Below are 16,931 nucleotides of genomic sequence, written 5' to 3'. Positions count from 1 at the left end.
ATGAATAAAAGATTAAGATCCCGATATAAATAACAATTATTTATTTCCCCTTAATGTGTTACTGCGCCGCGCAAAATTCAGAACCCAACTTATTTTTGAGCTACGTCAAAACAAAATCGAATTTTTATTTCCTCTCCCGTCCTGACGCATTTTTATTATTGATGATAAAAACTATTCTCATTATCATTGTTCTCGTTGGCTGTTCTTTACTCTTCATGGGTTCACGGTGCGTCGTGATGACGTACGGCAAACATCGGCTCGCAGCAAAAATAAGTAGGCACTATGCATTTCTCTCCTGACAGTGTGTGGAAAATTACCGGCTTCTCACAGCAAATAAGCCCGGCCTGGCGGCAAAAACTCCTGTCATTAGGTATGTTGCCCGGCTCATCTTTTAATGTGGTGCGGGTGGCGCCATTAGGCGATCCCATTCATATCGAGACCCGCCGCGTTAATTTAGTGTTACGGAAAAAAGATCTCGCTTTTCTCGAACTGGAAGCGATGTCCCGTTAACCGGTCAGCTATGACATAGAGTGCTAAGTAAAATGAAAAAATTGACCATTGGTTTAATTGGTAATCCTAATTCCGGCAAGACGACATTATTCAATCAGTTAACGGGAGCGCGCCAGCGGGTGGGAAACTGGTCTGGCGTAACGGTAGAGCGCAAAGAGGGCTTTTTCACCACAACCGATCACCAGGTTACGCTGGTTGACCTGCCTGGCACCTATTCGCTGACCACCATTTCGGCGCAAACATCGCTGGATGAGCAGATTGCCTGTCACTACATTTTGAGTGGCGATGCCGATCTGCTGATCAACGTGGTGGATGCTTCGAACCTTGAACGCAATCTTTATCTGACACTCCAACTGCTGGAACTGGGCGTACCATGCATCATCGCGCTCAACATGCTGGATATCGCTGAAAAACAAAAAGTGCGCATCGATGTTGATGCCCTTTCAGCCCGCCTTGGCTGCCCGGTTATCCCGCTGGTATCCACGCGTGGTCGCGGTATTGAAGCGCTGAAGCTGGCGGTGGATCGTCATCGGACCAATGACAATATCGAACTGGTGCATTACGCCCAACCGCTTTCCCGTGAAGCCGACGCGCTGGCCGCGCAGATGCCGGAGGAGCTTCCGCAACAGCAGCGCCGCTGGATGGGCCTGCAAATACTCGAGGGTGATATCTACAGCCGCGCGAACTCGGGCATCAACAACCAGCAATTCGACGCTGCACTCTCCCGTCTGAAAGACGGGATGGACGATCCGGCGCTGCATATTGCCGATGCGCGTTACCAGTCGATTGCCGCCATCTGCGACACCGTCAGCAACACGTTAACGGCCGAGCCGAGCCAGTTTACCGCCGCCGTTGACCGCATTGTGATCAACCGCTTTTTGGGTCTGCCGATCTTTCTGTTTGTCATGTATCTGATGTTTCTGTTCGCCATCAACATTGGTGGCGCGTTCCAGCCGATCTTCGACGCCGGTTCAGTAGCGATTTTTATCCATGGCATTCAGTGGCTGGGCGCCACGCTGCACTTTCCGGAATGGCTGACAATCTTCCTTGCTCAGGGGCTCGGCGGCGGGGTGAATACCGTACTGCCGCTGGTGCCGCAGCTTGGCATGATGTACCTGTTTATGTCGTTCCTTGAAGATTCCGGCTATATGGCGCGCGCGGCCTTTGTGATGGACCGGCTGATGCAATCGCTGGGGCTGCCAGGAAAATCCTTTGTGCCGCTGATTGTTGGTTTCGGCTGCAACGTGCCGTCAGTGATGGGCGCCCGTACGCTGGATGCCCCGCGTGAACGGTTAATTACTATCATGATGGCGCCGTTTATGTCCTGCGGCGCACGTCTGGCCATTTTCGCTGTCTTCTCGGCGGCTTTTTTCGGCCAGCATGGTGCGATCACCGTCTTCTCACTCTACGTGCTGGGGATTGTAATGGCGATCCTCACCGGGCTGATGTTGAAATTTACCCTGCTGCGCGGTGAAGCCTCGCCGTTCGTGATGGAGCTTCCGGTCTATCACGTACCGCATCTGAAAAGCCTGCTGCTGCAAACCTGGCAGCGCCTGAAAGGCTTTGTGATCCGCGCGGGTAAAGTCATCATCATCGTCAGCATTTTCCTCAGCGCAATGAACAGTTTCTCGCTGGATGGCCGGACGGTACATAAAATCGATGAATCTGCGCTGGCGTCGATCAGCCGGGTATTTACACCGCTGCTGGAGCCGATTGGCGTGCATGGCGATCATTGGCAGGCCACTGTCGGCCTGGTCACTGGCGCGATGGCGAAAGAAGTGGTGGTGGGTACACTGAATACGCTCTATACCGCCGAAAATATTGAGCAAGCTGGCTTTAATCCGGCGGAATTCAGCCTGAGCGACGAGCTGATTGCCGCGCTGGTAGACACCGTGAAAAGCGTGCGCGATACCTTCAGCCTGAGCGTGCTGGCCAACCCAATCGAAGCCAGTAAAGGCGACGGTGAAATGGCGACGGGTACGATGGGCGTAATGAGCCAGAAATTCGGCAGCGCGGCCGCCGCCTATAGCTACCTGATTTTCGTCCTGCTCTACGTGCCGTGCATTACCGCGATGGGCGCAATCGCCCGCGAATCGAGCCGCGGCTGGATGGGATTCTCGGTGCTGTGGGGGCTGAATATCGCCTACTCACTGGCAACGTTGTTCTATCAAAGTGTCACCTTTAACCAGCATCCACTCTACAGCCTGACCTGCATTCTGGCGGTTCTCCTGTTTAACGTGGTGGTCATTGGCGCGCTGCGCCGGGCCAGAAGCCGGGTGGATATCAGTACGCTGGCTACACGTAAAACTGTCGCCAGTTGCTGTGACAGCCCGGCGGGCGACTGCCATTAAGGAGTGAAGCGATGGCATCATTACTTGAGATTCGCGATCTGCTGGCGCTTCGGGGAAGAATGGATGCGCAGCAGTTGAGCAGCACGCTGCGCACGCCCAGAGCGATGATTGATGCCATGCTGGGTCGTATGGAAGCGATGGGTAAAGTGATGCGTGTTCAGGAAGATGCTACCGGTTGTTTAACCGGTAGCTGTAAACAGTGTCCGGAAGGGAAAAGCGCCTGCCAGCAGGAGTGGTGGACGCTGTGCTGAAGGCCCGATAAGCAGCACACTACCGGGCTGCTTTCACAGCTTCGCTTTTAACGCCAGCAGGGTTTCGCAGAATTCAACCGGATGCGAGATAAAAGGCGCATGCGCTGCTTTTGCAAACACAATCGATTCGCTTGCAGGCCACATCTCATCCAGCACCGGCACGATTTTGCGCGGCACCAGCCCATCGAGCCGCCCGTAGAGGCGTAAAAACGGCAGCGTCAGCGATGATAATGCTTCGCGCAAATCCGCTGTCTTCAGGATCTCCAGCCCGCCGTTCAGCACCTCAGCAGAAGGCATTTCCAGCGACAACACTGCGTTTTTTAGCTGACGCGCGTCCTGCCTTGCGGTTTCCGTTCCCAGCGTTTGCAGCGCGAGAAAACGCTCGACGGTACGCTGAAAATCTTCACTCAACTGATGCTGAAAACCGGCCAGCACTTCGGGTTTAATGCCCGCCCATTCGCCCTGTGCGCTGAAGCACGGCGAGGAAGCAACCGTCACCAGCGTGCTTACACGCTCGGGTGCCTGCAACGCCACGCGGCTGGCCACCAGCCCGCCAAGGCTCCAGCCCAGCCAAATCGCCCGTTCCGGCGCCTGTGCCAGAACAATATCAACCATCTGCCCAAGCGACAAAGGGCTAAATCCCGTACTTCTGCCGTAGCCCGGCAAATCGACCAGATGCAGCGTAAAATGCGCACTCAGTTCCGGAGTTATGCAATCCCATACCTGGGCATTCAGTCCCCAGCCGTGCAACAGCACAAGATGACAATCGCCTTCACCTTTGGTTTGCCACCAGATGTCTTTCATCCGCTATCGTTCTCTTTCTTCACACAAGGAGGTGGAACATGCTAACAGTGCCGGGCTTGTGCTGGCTATGCCGAATGCCGTTAATGCTCAGCCACTGGGGAATCTGTTCGGGCTGCGCCCGCGCGATGCAAACGCAGGGAAAAGTTTGCCCTTTGTGCGGTTTACCTGCTGCCCATGAAAATGTGCCCTGCGGCCGTTGTCTGCAAAAACCGCCGCCCTGGCAACGGCTCATCGCTGTGGGTGACTACGCGCCGCCGCTCAGTACGCTGGTACAGCAGTTTAAATTTCATCCTCGCCCGGAGCTTGCCAGCGCACTGGCGCGGCTATTGCTGCTCAGGGTGGTACAGCGCGGTAAACGTCCGTTACCGGACCTGCTCCTCAGCGTTCCGCTGCATGCCCGACGCCAGTGGCGGCGCGGGTTTAATCAAAGCGATTTGCTGTGCCGACCGCTGGCGCGCTGGCTGTCGTGCCGCTATTCGCGCGTGGCGCTTAAGCGTCTGCGGGCAACGCCGGTGCAGCATCATTTAAGCGCCAGGCTGCGCAGGCAGAACCTGAAAAATGCTTTTCGCCTTGAATTGCCAATAGCCGGGCTCCATATCGTTCTGGTGGATGATGTCGTCACGACCGGCAGTACTGTTGCGGAGATCTCCCGGCTGCTTTTGCGCAGCGGCGCAGCGACTGTTCAGGTCTGGTGCCTGTGTCGAACCTTGTAGACCCTCGATGATGGGCGTATTATAACCAAGTAAAATAGTCAACTATTAGGCCATTGCTATGATCCGTATTTCCGACGCTGCCCAGGCGCACTTTTCCAAACTGCTGGCAAATCAGGAAGAAGGGACACAAATTCGCGTATTTGTGATTAACCCTGGCACGCCAAACGCTGAATGCGGCGTCTCTTATTGTCCGCCAGATGCAGTTGAAGCGACCGATACCGCGCTGAAATTTGAACAACTGGTTGCCTATGTCGATGAACTGAGCGCGCCGTATCTGGAAGATGCGGAAATTGATTTTGTAACCGATCAATTAGGTTCTCAGCTCACGCTGAAAGCGCCAAACGCTAAAATGCGTAAAGTTTCCGACGACGCGCCGCTGATGGAGCGCGTTGAGTACCTGCTGCAATCGCAAATCAACCCGCAGCTGGCTGGCCACGGCGGCCGCGTGACGCTGATGGAGATCACCGATGAAGGCTACGCCATTCTGCAATTTGGCGGCGGCTGTAACGGTTGCTCCATGGTCGACGTAACGCTGAAAGAAGGGATCGAGAAGCAACTGCTGACTGAATTCCCGGAACTGAAAGGCGTGCGCGATCTCACTGAGCACCAGCGCGGCGAGCACTCCTACTACTAAGCCTGTTCCGCAGAGCATTGCCCGGTGGCGTAACAGCGTGCCGGGCCTGTTTCACCTGCCCGTTTTCATTCCCGGCTGACCCGCCCGTTAATCTCCGGCCATTGTTGTATTCGCAAGATCTTTCCTGCGCCCGCTATCCCTTTTGTGCCTGTCATCTCAAGACGTTACCCGTATCTTTGCGCGCGTTTCCTGCCCTTTAAAGCAAACTAGTTTCCCGGCGTTAATATGACACAGGTCTCAGATCTCACATTTAGATCGGCAGGGTGATTCTCTTTTCACAGATGTTACCCGTATCATTCCAGCCAGCACCAACAAGATAAAAACATCCGACTACAATTTTTAGCAATGGATGTCCAGCCGTAATGGTGCCGCAGTTCGCCCTTCCCGGTTCGGGAGCTTTTAGCGGCTGCCAAGAAACACTGACGTTACCCATAACAAATTAAAGGCCAGGTAAATCATGCCATTAGTCATTGTCGCTATCGGTGTTGTCCTCTTACTCCTGTTAATGATCCGTTTCAAACTCAACGGATTTATCGCTCTGATTCTGGTGGCGCTCGCCGTCGGGATGATGCAGGGCATGCCACTGGATGCCGTTATCAAATCGATTAAAGCGGGCGTGGGCGGTACGTTGGGCAGTCTTGCGCTGATCATGGGCTTTGGCGCCATGCTCGGCAAACTGCTGGCAGACTGCGGCGGCGCACAGCGCATCGCCACTACGCTTATCGAAAAGTTCGGTCGTAAACATATTCAATGGGCCGTTGTGCTGACCGGTTTCACCGTCGGTTTCGCGCTGTTCTATGAAGTCGGTTTCGTGCTGTTGCTGCCGCTGGTATTTACTATCGCCGCCTCTGCACGCATTCCGCTGCTGTATGTTGGCGTACCGATGGCGGCAGCCCTCTCTGTGACGCACGGCTTCCTGCCGCCGCACCCGGGCCCGACAGCTATCGCCACCATCTTCCACGCGGATATGGGTAAAACGCTGCTGTACGGCACGCTGCTCGGTATCCCGACCGTGATCCTCGCAGGCCCGGTCTATGCGCATTTCCTGAAAAGCATTGATAAGCCGATCCCGGAAGGTCTTTACAACTCCAAAACCTTTACCGAAGAAGAGATGCCAGGTTTCGGCGTCAGCGTCTGGACTTCCCTGGTGCCGGTGATTCTGATGGCGCTGCGCGCGGTCGCGGAAATGCTGCTGCCGAAAGGCCATGCGATTCTGCCTTATGCAGAGTTCTTCGGCGACCCGGTGATGGCGACCATGATCGCGGTACTGATTGCGGTCTTCACTTTCGGTCTGAACCGCGGCCGTTCTATGGATGACATCAATGACACGCTGACTTCATCCATCAAAATCATCGCCATGATGCTGTTGATCATCGGCGGCGGCGGCGCATTCAAACAGGTGCTGGTTGATAGCGGCGTGGATAAATACATCGCTTCCATGATGCATGCCACTAACCTCTCTCCGCTGTTTATGGCCTGGTCGATTGCTGCGGTACTGCGTATTGCGCTGGGTTCCGCAACCGTTGCGGCGATTACCGCAGGCGGTATTGCCGCGCCGCTGATTGCCACCACGGGCGTCAGCCCGGAACTGATGGTGATTGCCGTTGGCTCCGGTAGCGTGATTTTCTCTCACGTTAACGATCCGGGCTTCTGGCTGTTCAAAGAGTATTTCAACCTGACCATCGGTGAGACCATGCGTTCATGGTCGGCACTGGAAACCATTATCTCGGTGTGCGGCCTGGTGGGTTGTCTGCTGCTGGGAATGGTGGTCTGATTTTCAATTGCCCGGTGGCGCTAACGCTTACAGGACAACAAAAAGCCCGGATATCCGGGCTTTTTTATTAACGTTTTCTTCCGGCTTTGCGCCGTCGGTCAAGATCTTTAATCAGCTTGTTAACCTTCTCATCGCTAAACATCGCTTCCAGCGACACCGACAGCTTACGTCGCCAGTTTTTGTACTGGTAACTGGTGCCCGGAATGTTCACCGGCCCCGGCATGTCCAGCCAGTCTTCCGGCTGCAACCCCAGTAATGCGCTGTTGCTGTCGGCAATATAGCGTTGCATACCGCGATTGAGGATCGCCGTCATCGGCATGCGCGACGCTTTATGACCAGCGCGTTTCGGCAGGCAACCGTGCTGATGCAGCGCATCCAGCAGCCCCTGCTTCGCCCGCTCGCGATCCTGATACAAACCGCGCAGTACCTCTTCGTCGGGATATAACCCCAGCGTTTTGCCGAGGGTTAAATCGCCGCTCTCCCAGTAACCGCGCAGGGTCGGAAGATCGTGCGTCGTCGCTACCGCCATCGACTGCTGCGGCCAGGCCTGCGGCGCGCGGAAGTTTTTCTGATGATCGTTTTCGAAGTAGAGCACTTTGTAGGAGTAGACGCCGCTGCTGCGCAGCTTGCCGACAATCTCTACCGGTACAGTTCCCAGATCTTCGCCAATCACCATGCACTGATGCCGCTGGCTTTCCAGCGCCAGAATGGCCAGCAGGTCATCCACCGGATACTGCACGTAAGCGCCGTGATCCGCCGTTTCGCCGTACGGGATCCACCACAGACGCAGCATCGACATAACATGGTCGATACGTAACGCGCCGCAACTGGTCATATTGGCACGCAGCAGATCGATAAATGGCGCATAGGCGCGCGCCCGCATCACGTGCGGATCCATCGGCGGCAGCCCCCAATTTTGCCCGAGCGGCCCCAGAATATCCGGCGGCGCGCCGACGGAAGCTTTCAGACAGTACAACTCGCGATCGCACCAGGTTTCTGCGCCACCTTCCGCCACACCGACCGCCAGGTCGCGGTAGAGGCCGATGGGCATCCCATTGTACTGGCTGGTTTCCCAGCACTCAGCAAACTGGGTGTAAGCCAGCCACTGCAACCAGAGATAAAAATCGACCTCGTCAGCATGCGCCTTGCAGAAGGCTTTCACCTGCGGGCTGCGGGTAGATTGATACCCTTCCGGCCATACCGGCCAGCCCCAGCGCAGCGCATCTTCTTTCATCTGATTCGCATGCAGCGCGTCAAACGCAGCCTGCCAGTAGAGGCTTTCACCCTGCTGCTCAACAAAGCGGCGGAAAGCGGCTTGCTGCGCGTCATCGTCCGCACGCTGGCGGAAACGCCGCCATGCAAGGCTCAGCGCCGCCAGCTTCAGCGCCGTCACCGACGCGTAATCCACCCACTCCGCATCACGCGCGGCGCGCAAGGTTTGTTGAGTGGTGGGAAGTTGCCACCACGCCTGCGCCTCTTCGCTGTCGCGGAAATCCGCCACTGCGTTAACGTCGATGTAGATAATATTCAGCCAGCGCCGTGATGAAGGGCTATAGGGGCTGGCGCTCTCCGGATTTGCCGGGTAGAGCGCGTGGATCGGGTTGAGGCCAATAAATGCCCCACCGCGCTGCGCCACATCGCCGAGCATCTTTTTCAGGTCGCCGAAATCCCCTATCCCCCAGTTATCATTTGAACGCAGGGTGTAGAGCTGCACACAGGCGCCCCACAACTTTTTTCCTTCCAGCAGAGCCTGAGGTTCATAGCAGCGGGCAGGCGCGATGATCAACCGGCACTGCCAGCGCTGCTTCTGCTGTTCCAGCGTCAGCATGTGATAGCCCAGCGCCAGACCGCCTGGCAACGGCAGATTTTCTCCGCCGTTTACCTGACCCTGGTACTGCTTGCCAGCTTCTGTGACCAGTTGCCACTGGAAACTCCCTTTGCCTGCCACCGGCAACGTTTTCTTTTTGCCGTGAATAAACACCTGCACGGCAGGAACCGGCGGTACGCTGAGCGCCGTTGCGTTTGCGGCGTGCATTGCCGCCAGCAAACGCTGTTTTGTCTGCGCCGTAATGGACTGCGGTTTACCGTGCGCATTGATGTAGTTTGGGCTGATCCCCGCCGCCAGTGCGGCCTGTTCCAGACGTTTACTCTCCATCGCGCTTCCTTAGCGTTTTGCCTGCCAGATGCGGGTTTGATAATCGCGGATTGAGCGGTCAGAACTAAACATACCGCAGCGCGCCGTGTTCAGGATCGCCGCACGGGTCCAGGCTTCCTGGTCGCGATAGAGCACATCCACCTGCTTTTGCGCCTCCACATAGGCCGCAAAGTCCGCCAGCACCAGATAAGGATCTCCCCCCTGTTTGCCAATGCTGTGCAGCATCTGGTCAAAAGCATGTTTATCCCCGTCGCTGTACTTCCCGCTTTCAAGCTCCTTCAGCACCGCATCCAGCAGCTTGTCTTTTTTACGCCATTTCAGCGGATCGTAGCCTTTGGCTTTTAGCGCTTTCACCTGCTCCACCGTGTGGCCGAAGATAAAGATATTCTCTTCGCCAACCTGTTCGGCAATTTCAACGTTCGCGCCGTCCAGCGTACCGACCGTCAGCGCGCCATTCAGCGCCAGCTTCATGTTGCCGGTACCGGAAGCTTCTTTGCCCGCCGTGGAGATCTGCTCAGATACATCCGCCGCCGGGATCAGCTTCTCCGCTGCCGAGACACAATAATCCGGCAGGAATACTACTTTCAGCTTGTCGCCGACCTTCGCATCGTTGTTAATCACTTCCGCCACTTTGTTGATGGCAAAGATAATGTTTTTCGCCAGGTAGTAGCCCGGCGCAGCTTTGGCGCCAAACAGGAAGACACGCGGCACGCGGTCGGCTTTCGGGTTTTCGCGAATTTCTTTGTACAGAGCGAGAATGTGCAGCAGCCCCAGATGCTGACGTTTGTATTCATGCAGACGTTTGATCTGGATATCGAATAACGCCTGCGGATTGATCTCAATACCGGTACGGGCTTTGACAAACGCCGCCAGTCGCACTTTGTTCTGCTGTTTAATCTCGCGATACTGCTTGCGGAATGCCGCGTCGTCGGCGTACTTCTCCAGATTGATCAACTGATCGAGATCGTTGGCCCACTCTTTTTTCAACGTCTTGTCGAGCAGCGCGGCCAGTAGCGGGTTGCACTGTTTGATCCAGCGACGCGGCGTGATGCCATTGGTGACGTTATGGAATTTGCCCGGCCAGAGCTGGTGATATTCCGGGAACAGATCCTTGACCACCAGATCCGAATGCAGCGCCGCCACGCCGTTAACCGCAAATCCGCCCACCACGCAAAGGTTCGCCATGCGTACTTGTTTGTGATGCACCACCGCCAGTTTTGCCCATACTGCATCGTCGCCCGGCCAGGTTTTCTCGACCAGCAGCTTAAATTTGTCGTTGATCTGTTTGATGATTTGCATGTGCCGCGGCAGTAGCGCTTTGACTAACGTTTCATCCCAGCACTCCAGCGCTTCCGGCATCAGCGTATGGTTGGTATAGGCAAACGTCCGGCTGGTGATCGCCCAGGCATCGTCCCAGCTTAGCTGGTGTTCGTCGAGCAGCACGCGCAGCAGTTCCGGAATGGCGATAGTCGGGTGCGTGTCGTTAAGCTGGATCACTTCGAAATCCGGCAACTGCGCCAGTTTGCGGCCTTCCAGATGGTGACGACGCAGAATATCGGCAATTGAACAGGCGCACTGGAAGTATTGCTGCATCAAACGCAGCTTTTTCCCGGCCTGGTGGTTGTCGTTCGGGTAGAGTACTTTCGTCAGCTTTTCCGCGTCGATCCCGGTTTGCTCGGCGCGCAGAAAATCACCGTCGTTGAATTTGGTCAGATTAAAGGGATGAGCATGTGTCGCCTGCCATAAACGCAGCGGCTGCGTCACGCCGTTACGGTAGCCAATAACCGGTAAATCCCAGGCTTCGCCAATCAGCGTAAAAGCGGGCTGCCACTGTCCGGATTTGCTCACTTTGCCGCCAATCCCCACTTGCACATCTAACTGCTCGTTATGGCTGAACCACGGGTAGCTGCGGCGATGCCAGTCGTCCGGGGCTTCATGCTGTTGCCCATCAACAAAAGACTGGCGGAACAGGCCGTACTGATAATTCAGGCCGTAGCCGGTCGCCGACTGGCCAACCGTCGCCATCGAGTCAAGGAAACAGGCCGCCAGACGCCCCAGACCGCCGTTACCCAGCGCCGGATCGATCTCCTCTTCCAGCAGGTCGGTCAGGTTGATGCTGTGTTCCTGCAATACCGCGCCAACATCCTGATACCAGCCCAGGTTCAACAGGTTATTGCCCGTCAGGCGACCAATCAGGAATTCCATTGAGATATAGTTAACGTGGCGCTGCCCTTTCGCCGCTTTCGGCGCGGGCTGCGCCGCCAGCAGTTCTGCCAGCGCACCGCTCACCGCTTGCCACCACTGTCGGGTTGTCATGTCACCGGCAACCTGAATCCCTAAACGCTGCTGCTGGCGCGTGAGCGCCGCTGCAAATTCCGCTTTATTAAACGTTGGCTTTGACATAAAGAATCCGGGTCCTGTAATGAAGTAAATCGACGTTTGCGTTAGTGTGCCTGGCTCGGTTTATGACTTCCTCATCCTGCCAGGGATTAGCCGGGGAGGAGCAGCGGGGATGAGCAAAAAGTGTGATCGCCGCCACCTAAAGGTAGCGTTTTTTTCGCACGTTATTCAATCAAATTGACTGGAAATTGTTCAGTAAAAATGAAATATCGTTTCGGAGGAAATTAATTTTAGTAACGCGTTAAAAGCAGAAAAAATAATATTCACTGCACTATCACTAATCAATTTTTGCTATTTGTGCGTTTTGTCTGATATGCCGGTTAATAATGCGAACAAACCCTTACTACATGTATAGCTATTAAGCCTTCTGCCATGCGCAGCGCGCCAGCCGTGCCCCGGCTATTTTTCCCCTTTTTTGTCCTTAACTATTCATGAAATAAATAGAAATGTGACATAGTGCAAATTCACAATCGTTAGATCCGGACATAACTTGCAATATTTCCTCATCTGACCGACCTTATTAGGATTAATTACGAAGCGCAAAAAAAATCACACCCTCCGTTTTCGCACAGTGAAGTGATAACTATGTTGATTCCGTCAAAATTAAGTCGCCCGGTTCGTCTCGACCACACCGTGGTTCGGGAACGCCTGCTGGCTAAACTTTCCGGCGCTAACAATTATCGCCTTGCGCTGGTGACCAGCCCTGCGGGTTACGGAAAAACCACGCTCATTTCGCAATGGGCAGCCGGAAAAAATGATGTCGGCTGGTTCTCTCTGGATGAAGGTGATAACCAGCAGGAACGTTTTGCCAGCTACTTTATCGCTGCGGTTCAGCAGGCGACGGGCGGGCATTGCGCCCGCAGCGAGGCGATGGCGCAAAAACGCCAGTACGCCAGCCTGCCGTCACTCTTTTCCCAGTTGTTCGTTGAATTGATGGAGTGGCAACGTCCGCTGTTTCTGGTCATCGACGATTATCATCTGATCACCAACCCGGTGATCCATGATGCAATGCGGTTCTTTTTACGCCATCAGCCGGAAAACCTGACGCTGATTGTGCTGTCACGTAATTTGCCGCAGTTAGGTATAGCCAACCTGCGCGTACGTGAACAACTGCTGGAAGTGGGTAGCCAGCAACTCGCCTTTACCCATCAGGAAGCAAAACAATTTTTTGACTGCCGCCTGACCTCGCCGATTGAAGCAGCGGAAAGCAGCCGCCTGTGCGACGACGTTGCCGGCTGGGCGACAGCGCTGCAGCTTATCGCCCTCTCCGCTCGGCAAAACCACAGCGCACCGCATCAGTCCGCACGCCGCCTTTCCGGCATTAATGCCAGCCATCTCTCCGATTATCTGGTGGATGAAGTGCTGGATAATGTCGATATCGACACGCGTAAGTTCCTGCTGAAAAGCGCCCTGCTGCGCTCGATGAACGACGCGCTGATCGTCCGCGTGACCGGTGAAGAGAATGGGCAAATGCGGCTCGAAGAGATTGAGCGTCAGGGGCTGTTTTTACAACGTATGGACGATTCCGGCGAATGGTTCAGCTACCACCCGCTGTTCGGCAATTTCCTGCGCCAGCGATGTCAGTGGGAACTGGCAACCGAGCTGCCGGATATTCACCGCGCCGCAGCGGAAAGCTGGATGGCGCAAGGCTTCCCCAGTGAAGCCATTCATCACGCGCTGGCGGCCGGAGACGGCATTATGCTGCGCGATATTCTGCTGCATCACGCCTGGGGTTTGTTTAATCACAGCGAGCTGAGCGTGCTGGAAGAGTCGCTGAAAGCGCTGCCGTGGGAAAGCCTGCTGGAGAATCCACGTCTGGTACTGTTGCAGGCCTGGCTGATGCAAAGCCAGCATCGCTACAGCGAAGTGAATACGCTGCTGGCACGCGCCGAGCAGGAGATGACCACACAAATGGACGCCTCGTTGCACGGTGATTTCAACGCCCTGCGCGCCCAGGTAGCGATTAATGATGGCGATCCGGTGGAAGCAGAGCGGCTGGCGATGGTGGCGCTCGACGAGTTGCCGCTGGCGAACTATTACAGCCGTATCGTGGCGACCTCTGTTCATGGTGAAGTGCTGCACTGCAAAGGCGAACTGACCAGTTCGCTGTCGGTGATGCAGCAAACTGAACAGATGGCGCGTCGCCACGATGTCTGGCACTACGCGCTGTGGAGCTTGATCCAGCAAAGCGAAATCCTGTTCGCGCAGGGGTTTCTGCAGGCGGCCTGGGAGACACAGGAAAAAGCCTTTACGCTGATCCGCGAGCAGCACCTTGAGCAACTGCCGATGCATGAATTTTTGCTGCGCATTCGCGCCCAGTTACTGTGGGCGTGGGCGCGGCTTGATGAGTCCGAAGCGGCGGCGCGCCAGGGGATGGAAGTGCTCTCTGCCATGCAGCCGCAGCAGCAGTTGCAATGTCTGGCGCTGCTGGTGCAAAACTCGCTGGCACGCGGCGATCTGGATAATGCCCGCAGCCATTTGAACCGCCTGGAGAATCTGCTCGGCAACGGTCAGTACCACAGCGACTGGGTGTCGAATGCCGATAAAGTACGGGTGATCTACTGGCAGATGACCGGCGACAAAAAGGCCGCCGCGCAGTGGCTGCGCCTGACGCCAAAACCGGAGTTTGCCAATAACCATTTCCTGCAGAGCCAGTGGCGCAACATCGCCCGTGCGCAGATCCTGCTGGGCGAGTTTGATCCCGCAGAGATGGTGCTGGAAGAGTTAAATGAAAACGCGCGCAGCCTGCGTTTGATGAGCGACATCAACCGCAATTTGTTGCTGCTCAACCAGCTTTACTGGCAGGCCGGGCGCAAAAACGACGCGCAGCGCGTGCTGCTGGAAGCGCTGCAACTGGCTAACCGCACCGGATTTATCAGTCATTTTGTGATTGAAGGCGAAGCGATGGCGCAGCAGTTGCGCCAGTTGATCCAGTTGAATACTCTGCCGGAGCTCGAACAGCATCGCGCCCAGCGTATTTTGCGCGACATCAACCAGCATCACCGGCATAAGTTTGCGCATTTCGATGAGAATTTCGTCGAACGCCTACTGACGCACCCGGATGTGCCGGAGCTTATCCGCACCAGCCCGCTGACCCAGCGCGAGTGGCAGGTGCTGGGGCTGATCTACTCTGGCTACAGCAATGAACAGATTGCAGGCGAGCTGGATGTTGCCGCGACGACCATTAAAACTCACATCCGCAATCTTTATCAGAAACTGGGCGTCGCCCATCGTCAGGATGCCGTGCAACACGCACAGCGGCTGCTAAAAATGATGGGCTACGGCGTGTAATTAGCACAGCTCCAGTTGCACATTGTTGTGGTTGATCACCTGTAATACCCCGGCAGGCGGCATGGCATCGGTATACACCGCATCCACAAGGCCAATGCTGCCCATATTCACCATCGCGTTACGGCCAAATTTCGAGTGATCCACCACCAGCATGACGTGACGCGAGTTTTCAATGATCGCGCGTTTGGTGCGCACTTCGTGGTAGTCGAACTCCAGCAGCGAGCCGTCCGCATCAATCCCGCTAATACCGAGGATGCCGAAATCGAGGCGGAACTGAGAGATAAAATCGAGGGTCGCCTCGCCAACGATGCCGCCGTCGCGGCTGCGCAGTTCGCCGCCCGCGAGGATCACGCGGAAATCCTCTTTCTTCATCAGAGTATTCGCGACGTTCAGGTTGTTGGTCACAATGCGCAGATCGCTGTGTTCCAGCAGCGCATGGGCGACGGCTTCCGGCGTAGTGCCAATATCGATAAACAGTGTTGCACCGTTCGGGATCTGTTCTGCTACCTTGCGGGCAATGCGCTCTTTTTCCGCCGTCAGCGTTGATTTGCGATCGTGCCAGGAGGTGTTCACCGAGCTCGAAGGCAGCGCCGCACCGCCGTGGTGACGCAAGATTTTGTTTTGATCCGCGAGGTCATTCAGATCGCGGCGAATGGTCTGCGGGCTGACGGAAAATTGTTCAACCAGCTCTTCGGTACTGACATATCCTTGTTGTTTAACCAGTTCAATAATCGCGTCATGACGCTGTGTTTGTTTCATGAAATGTCCCTGGATAATTATGTTCGTTTCCGCACATTCTGCGTGTCCACCAGCGCCATCGCCAGCCCAATCACCATGCCAGCCGTGTGCGCACCGGTAGCAATCTCAAAGCCCATAGCGCCGAACCACTCGGCGACCATCAGCGCGACCGTAAAAATAAACAGCCCATTCGGTAACGCCACCTGAGGAATCGGATCGCGTACACCGTGCAGCCAGACATAACCAATCAGCGCATACACCACGCCGGATAAACCGCCAAACCACGGGCCGGTAAGTTGGTGCTGCACAAAACCGCTTAATAAGGCGCTAATCAGGGTAATGACCACCAGTTTGCCGGTGCCGAGACGCTTTTCCACCGCTCCGCCAAGATACCACCACCAGAACAGGTTGAAGAGGATGTGCACCAGCGAAAAATGCATTATTGCGTGAGTGAAGTAACGCCAGATCTCAAACTGTACGCTGGCATCCCACGGCCAGGCGAGCCACATCATCACGGTCTGATCGCCAATCACGCTCATCACCACGAAGACAAACACGCAGAGCGCGGTCATCAGTAACGTCAATGGCCCGCCGCGTTCGCGAATAGCCGCCGTCAGGGGAAAACGACGATAGCGCAGACCGCTGTCGACCTGCCCGGATTGCCAGCTCGCCGCCAGATAACGCGGGTCGGCAGGATTTTCGATAAAGCGCGCCAATTCATTTTTGACGCGCTCAGCCTGGCTCTCATCTGCCAGCCAGATATCGCTTTGCTCGTGATGTTGAATGGTGAGGATCACGCCCTGGGTCTGCATATAATCGACAAACGCCTGGGCGACGCGAGGGTTAGTAAAAGAGGTAATCATCAACATGGCGGGCGTCGCTTAATCCATACAAAGAGAGACAGTATAGCGGCACGGGACGGATGCCTAAAGCGTACCGTGCGCCACTTCCGCCGGGAAATGACGTTGCCAGGCGTCGAAACCGCCGTCAACGCTGTAGACCTGATCGTATCCCTGCTGGAGCAGGTATTGCGCTGCACCTTTGCTGCTATTGCCGTGGTAGCACATCACCATCACCGGGGTATCGAAGTCGTTGTCGCGCATAAACGCGCCCAGCGTATCGTTGGTCAGATGGAATGCGCCCGGCGTATGCCCCATCGCGAAGCTTTGTGGATCGCGGATATCCACCAGCACCGCCTGCTGCTGATGCAATTTCTGATGGGTTTCTTCTACGTTAATGCATTCAAAGTGATCCATGACGTTCTCTTAATTGACACAGGAAATGGCTATTCTGCCGTCAAGTGTACGTCG

At 55.6% G+C, this 16,931-nt stretch carries 13 protein-coding genes; 7 read left to right on the top strand and 6 right to left on the bottom strand.

Going from position 1 to position 16,931, the window contains the following annotated elements; all coding sequences use genetic code 11:
- Positions 1-282 precede the first annotated feature (282 nt).
- From feoA to feoC, 3 genes are read left to right on the top strand one after another with little or no spacing between them, the layout of a single operon-like run.
- A complete protein-coding gene (gene feoA, locus CWM66_RS14765; protein ID WP_007369738.1) occupies positions 283-510 on the top strand; it encodes a ferrous iron transporter A in 228 nt (75 codons plus the stop codon).
- Positions 511-542: 32 nt separating this feature from the next.
- A complete protein-coding gene (gene feoB, locus CWM66_RS14760; protein WP_107146838.1) occupies positions 543-2,861 on the top strand; it encodes a Fe(2+) transporter permease subunit FeoB in 2,319 nt (772 codons plus the stop codon).
- An 11-nt stretch (positions 2,862-2,872) separates the two neighbouring features.
- Positions 2,873-3,112: a [Fe-S]-dependent transcriptional repressor FeoC gene (gene feoC / locus CWM66_RS14755; protein WP_007369736.1), complete on the top strand. Its 240-nt coding sequence runs from the start codon at positions 2,873-2,875 to the stop codon at positions 3,110-3,112.
- A 33-nt stretch (positions 3,113-3,145) separates the two neighbouring features.
- On the opposite strand, the gene bioH is transcribed toward feoC, so the two are convergent.
- A complete protein-coding gene (bioH, locus tag CWM66_RS14750; RefSeq protein ID WP_035888948.1) occupies positions 3,146-3,916 on the bottom strand; it encodes a pimeloyl-ACP methyl ester esterase BioH in 771 nt (256 codons plus the stop codon).
- 38 nt (positions 3,917-3,954) lie between these two features.
- On the opposite strand from bioH, the gene gntX reads away from it, so the two are divergent.
- The 3 genes from gntX to gntT all read left to right on the top strand — a co-directional run bounded on the left by gntX (position 3,955) and on the right by gntT (position 7,037).
- Complete coding sequence (gntX, locus tag CWM66_RS14745) at positions 3,955-4,629, top strand: DNA utilization protein GntX (protein WP_035888946.1); 675 nt, start codon at positions 3,955-3,957, stop codon at positions 4,627-4,629.
- A gap of 58 nt (positions 4,630-4,687) precedes the next feature.
- Positions 4,688-5,263, top strand: a complete 576-nt coding sequence (gene nfuA, locus CWM66_RS14740) for a Fe-S biogenesis protein NfuA (RefSeq protein ID WP_007369733.1) — start codon at positions 4,688-4,690, stop codon at positions 5,261-5,263.
- Between the two features lie 457 nt (positions 5,264-5,720).
- Positions 5,721-7,037: a gluconate transporter gene (gene gntT / locus CWM66_RS14735; protein WP_072439582.1), complete on the top strand. Its 1,317-nt coding sequence runs from the start codon at positions 5,721-5,723 to the stop codon at positions 7,035-7,037.
- Between the two features lie 67 nt (positions 7,038-7,104).
- Here gntT and malQ read toward each other — a convergent pair whose 3' ends face one another.
- Together malQ and malP are read right to left on the bottom strand one after the other, a co-directional pair.
- Positions 7,105-9,192: a 4-alpha-glucanotransferase gene (malQ, locus tag CWM66_RS14730; RefSeq protein WP_007369731.1), complete on the bottom strand. Its 2,088-nt coding sequence runs from the start codon at positions 9,190-9,192 to the stop codon at positions 7,105-7,107.
- A 9-nt stretch (positions 9,193-9,201) separates the two neighbouring features.
- Positions 9,202-11,595, bottom strand: a complete 2,394-nt coding sequence (gene malP, locus CWM66_RS14725; RefSeq protein ID WP_107146837.1) for a maltodextrin phosphorylase — start codon at positions 11,593-11,595, stop codon at positions 9,202-9,204.
- A 582-nt stretch (positions 11,596-12,177) separates the two neighbouring features.
- Between malP and malT the strand changes: the two genes are divergently transcribed.
- Positions 12,178-14,883, top strand: coding sequence for an HTH-type transcriptional regulator MalT (gene malT / locus CWM66_RS14720; RefSeq protein WP_007369729.1), 2,706 nt, complete (start codon positions 12,178-12,180; stop codon positions 14,881-14,883).
- Here malT and CWM66_RS14715 read toward each other — a convergent pair whose 3' ends face one another.
- From CWM66_RS14715 to glpE, 3 genes are read right to left on the bottom strand one after another with little or no spacing between them, the layout of a single operon-like run.
- Positions 14,884-15,642, bottom strand: coding sequence for a DeoR/GlpR family transcriptional regulator (locus CWM66_RS14715; protein ID WP_007369728.1), 759 nt, complete (start codon positions 15,640-15,642; stop codon positions 14,884-14,886).
- A 17-nt stretch (positions 15,643-15,659) separates the two neighbouring features.
- Complete coding sequence (gene glpG / locus CWM66_RS14710; RefSeq protein WP_072439578.1) at positions 15,660-16,490, bottom strand: rhomboid family intramembrane serine protease GlpG; 831 nt, start codon at positions 16,488-16,490, stop codon at positions 15,660-15,662.
- Positions 16,491-16,547: 57 nt separating this feature from the next.
- The gene (gene glpE / locus CWM66_RS14705) at positions 16,548-16,877 is read right to left on the bottom strand and encodes a thiosulfate sulfurtransferase GlpE (RefSeq protein WP_007369726.1); all 330 of its coding nucleotides are present in this window, start codon (positions 16,875-16,877) and stop codon (positions 16,548-16,550) included.
- Between the last annotated feature and the right edge of the window lie 54 nt (positions 16,878-16,931).

Origin of the sequence: Kosakonia sp. H7A (assembly GCF_003028445.1) — a bacterium.
Taxonomy (GTDB): domain Bacteria; phylum Pseudomonadota; class Gammaproteobacteria; order Enterobacterales; family Enterobacteriaceae; genus Kosakonia; species Kosakonia radicincitans.
This window is presented reverse-complemented; position numbering and strand designations above follow the sequence as displayed.

Excerpts from the sequence above, each read along its gene's own strand:
- feoA (WP_007369738.1), top strand. The coding sequence starts at position 283 with ATGCATTTCTCTCCTGACAGTGTGTGGAAAATTACCGGCTTCTCACAG.
- feoB (WP_107146838.1), top strand. The coding sequence starts at position 543 with ATGAAAAAATTGACCATTGGTTTAATTGGTAATCCTAATTCCGGCAAG.
- feoC (WP_007369736.1), top strand. The coding sequence starts at position 2,873 with ATGGCATCATTACTTGAGATTCGCGATCTGCTGGCGCTTCGGGGAAGA.
- bioH (WP_035888948.1), bottom strand. The coding sequence starts at position 3,916 with ATGAAAGACATCTGGTGGCAAACCAAAGGTGAAGGCGATTGTCATCTT.
- gntX (WP_035888946.1), top strand. The coding sequence starts at position 3,955 with ATGCTAACAGTGCCGGGCTTGTGCTGGCTATGCCGAATGCCGTTAATG.
- nfuA (WP_007369733.1), top strand. The coding sequence starts at position 4,688 with ATGATCCGTATTTCCGACGCTGCCCAGGCGCACTTTTCCAAACTGCTG.
- gntT (WP_072439582.1), top strand. The coding sequence starts at position 5,721 with ATGCCATTAGTCATTGTCGCTATCGGTGTTGTCCTCTTACTCCTGTTA.
- malQ (WP_007369731.1), bottom strand. The coding sequence starts at position 9,192 with ATGGAGAGTAAACGTCTGGAACAGGCCGCACTGGCGGCGGGGATCAGC.
- malP (WP_107146837.1), bottom strand. The coding sequence starts at position 11,595 with ATGTCAAAGCCAACGTTTAATAAAGCGGAATTTGCAGCGGCGCTCACG.
- malT (WP_007369729.1), top strand. The coding sequence starts at position 12,178 with ATGTTGATTCCGTCAAAATTAAGTCGCCCGGTTCGTCTCGACCACACC.
- CWM66_RS14715 (WP_007369728.1), bottom strand. The coding sequence starts at position 15,642 with ATGAAACAAACACAGCGTCATGACGCGATTATTGAACTGGTTAAACAA.
- glpG (WP_072439578.1), bottom strand. The coding sequence starts at position 16,490 with ATGTTGATGATTACCTCTTTTACTAACCCTCGCGTCGCCCAGGCGTTT.
- glpE (WP_007369726.1), bottom strand. The coding sequence starts at position 16,877 with ATGGATCACTTTGAATGCATTAACGTAGAAGAAACCCATCAGAAATTG.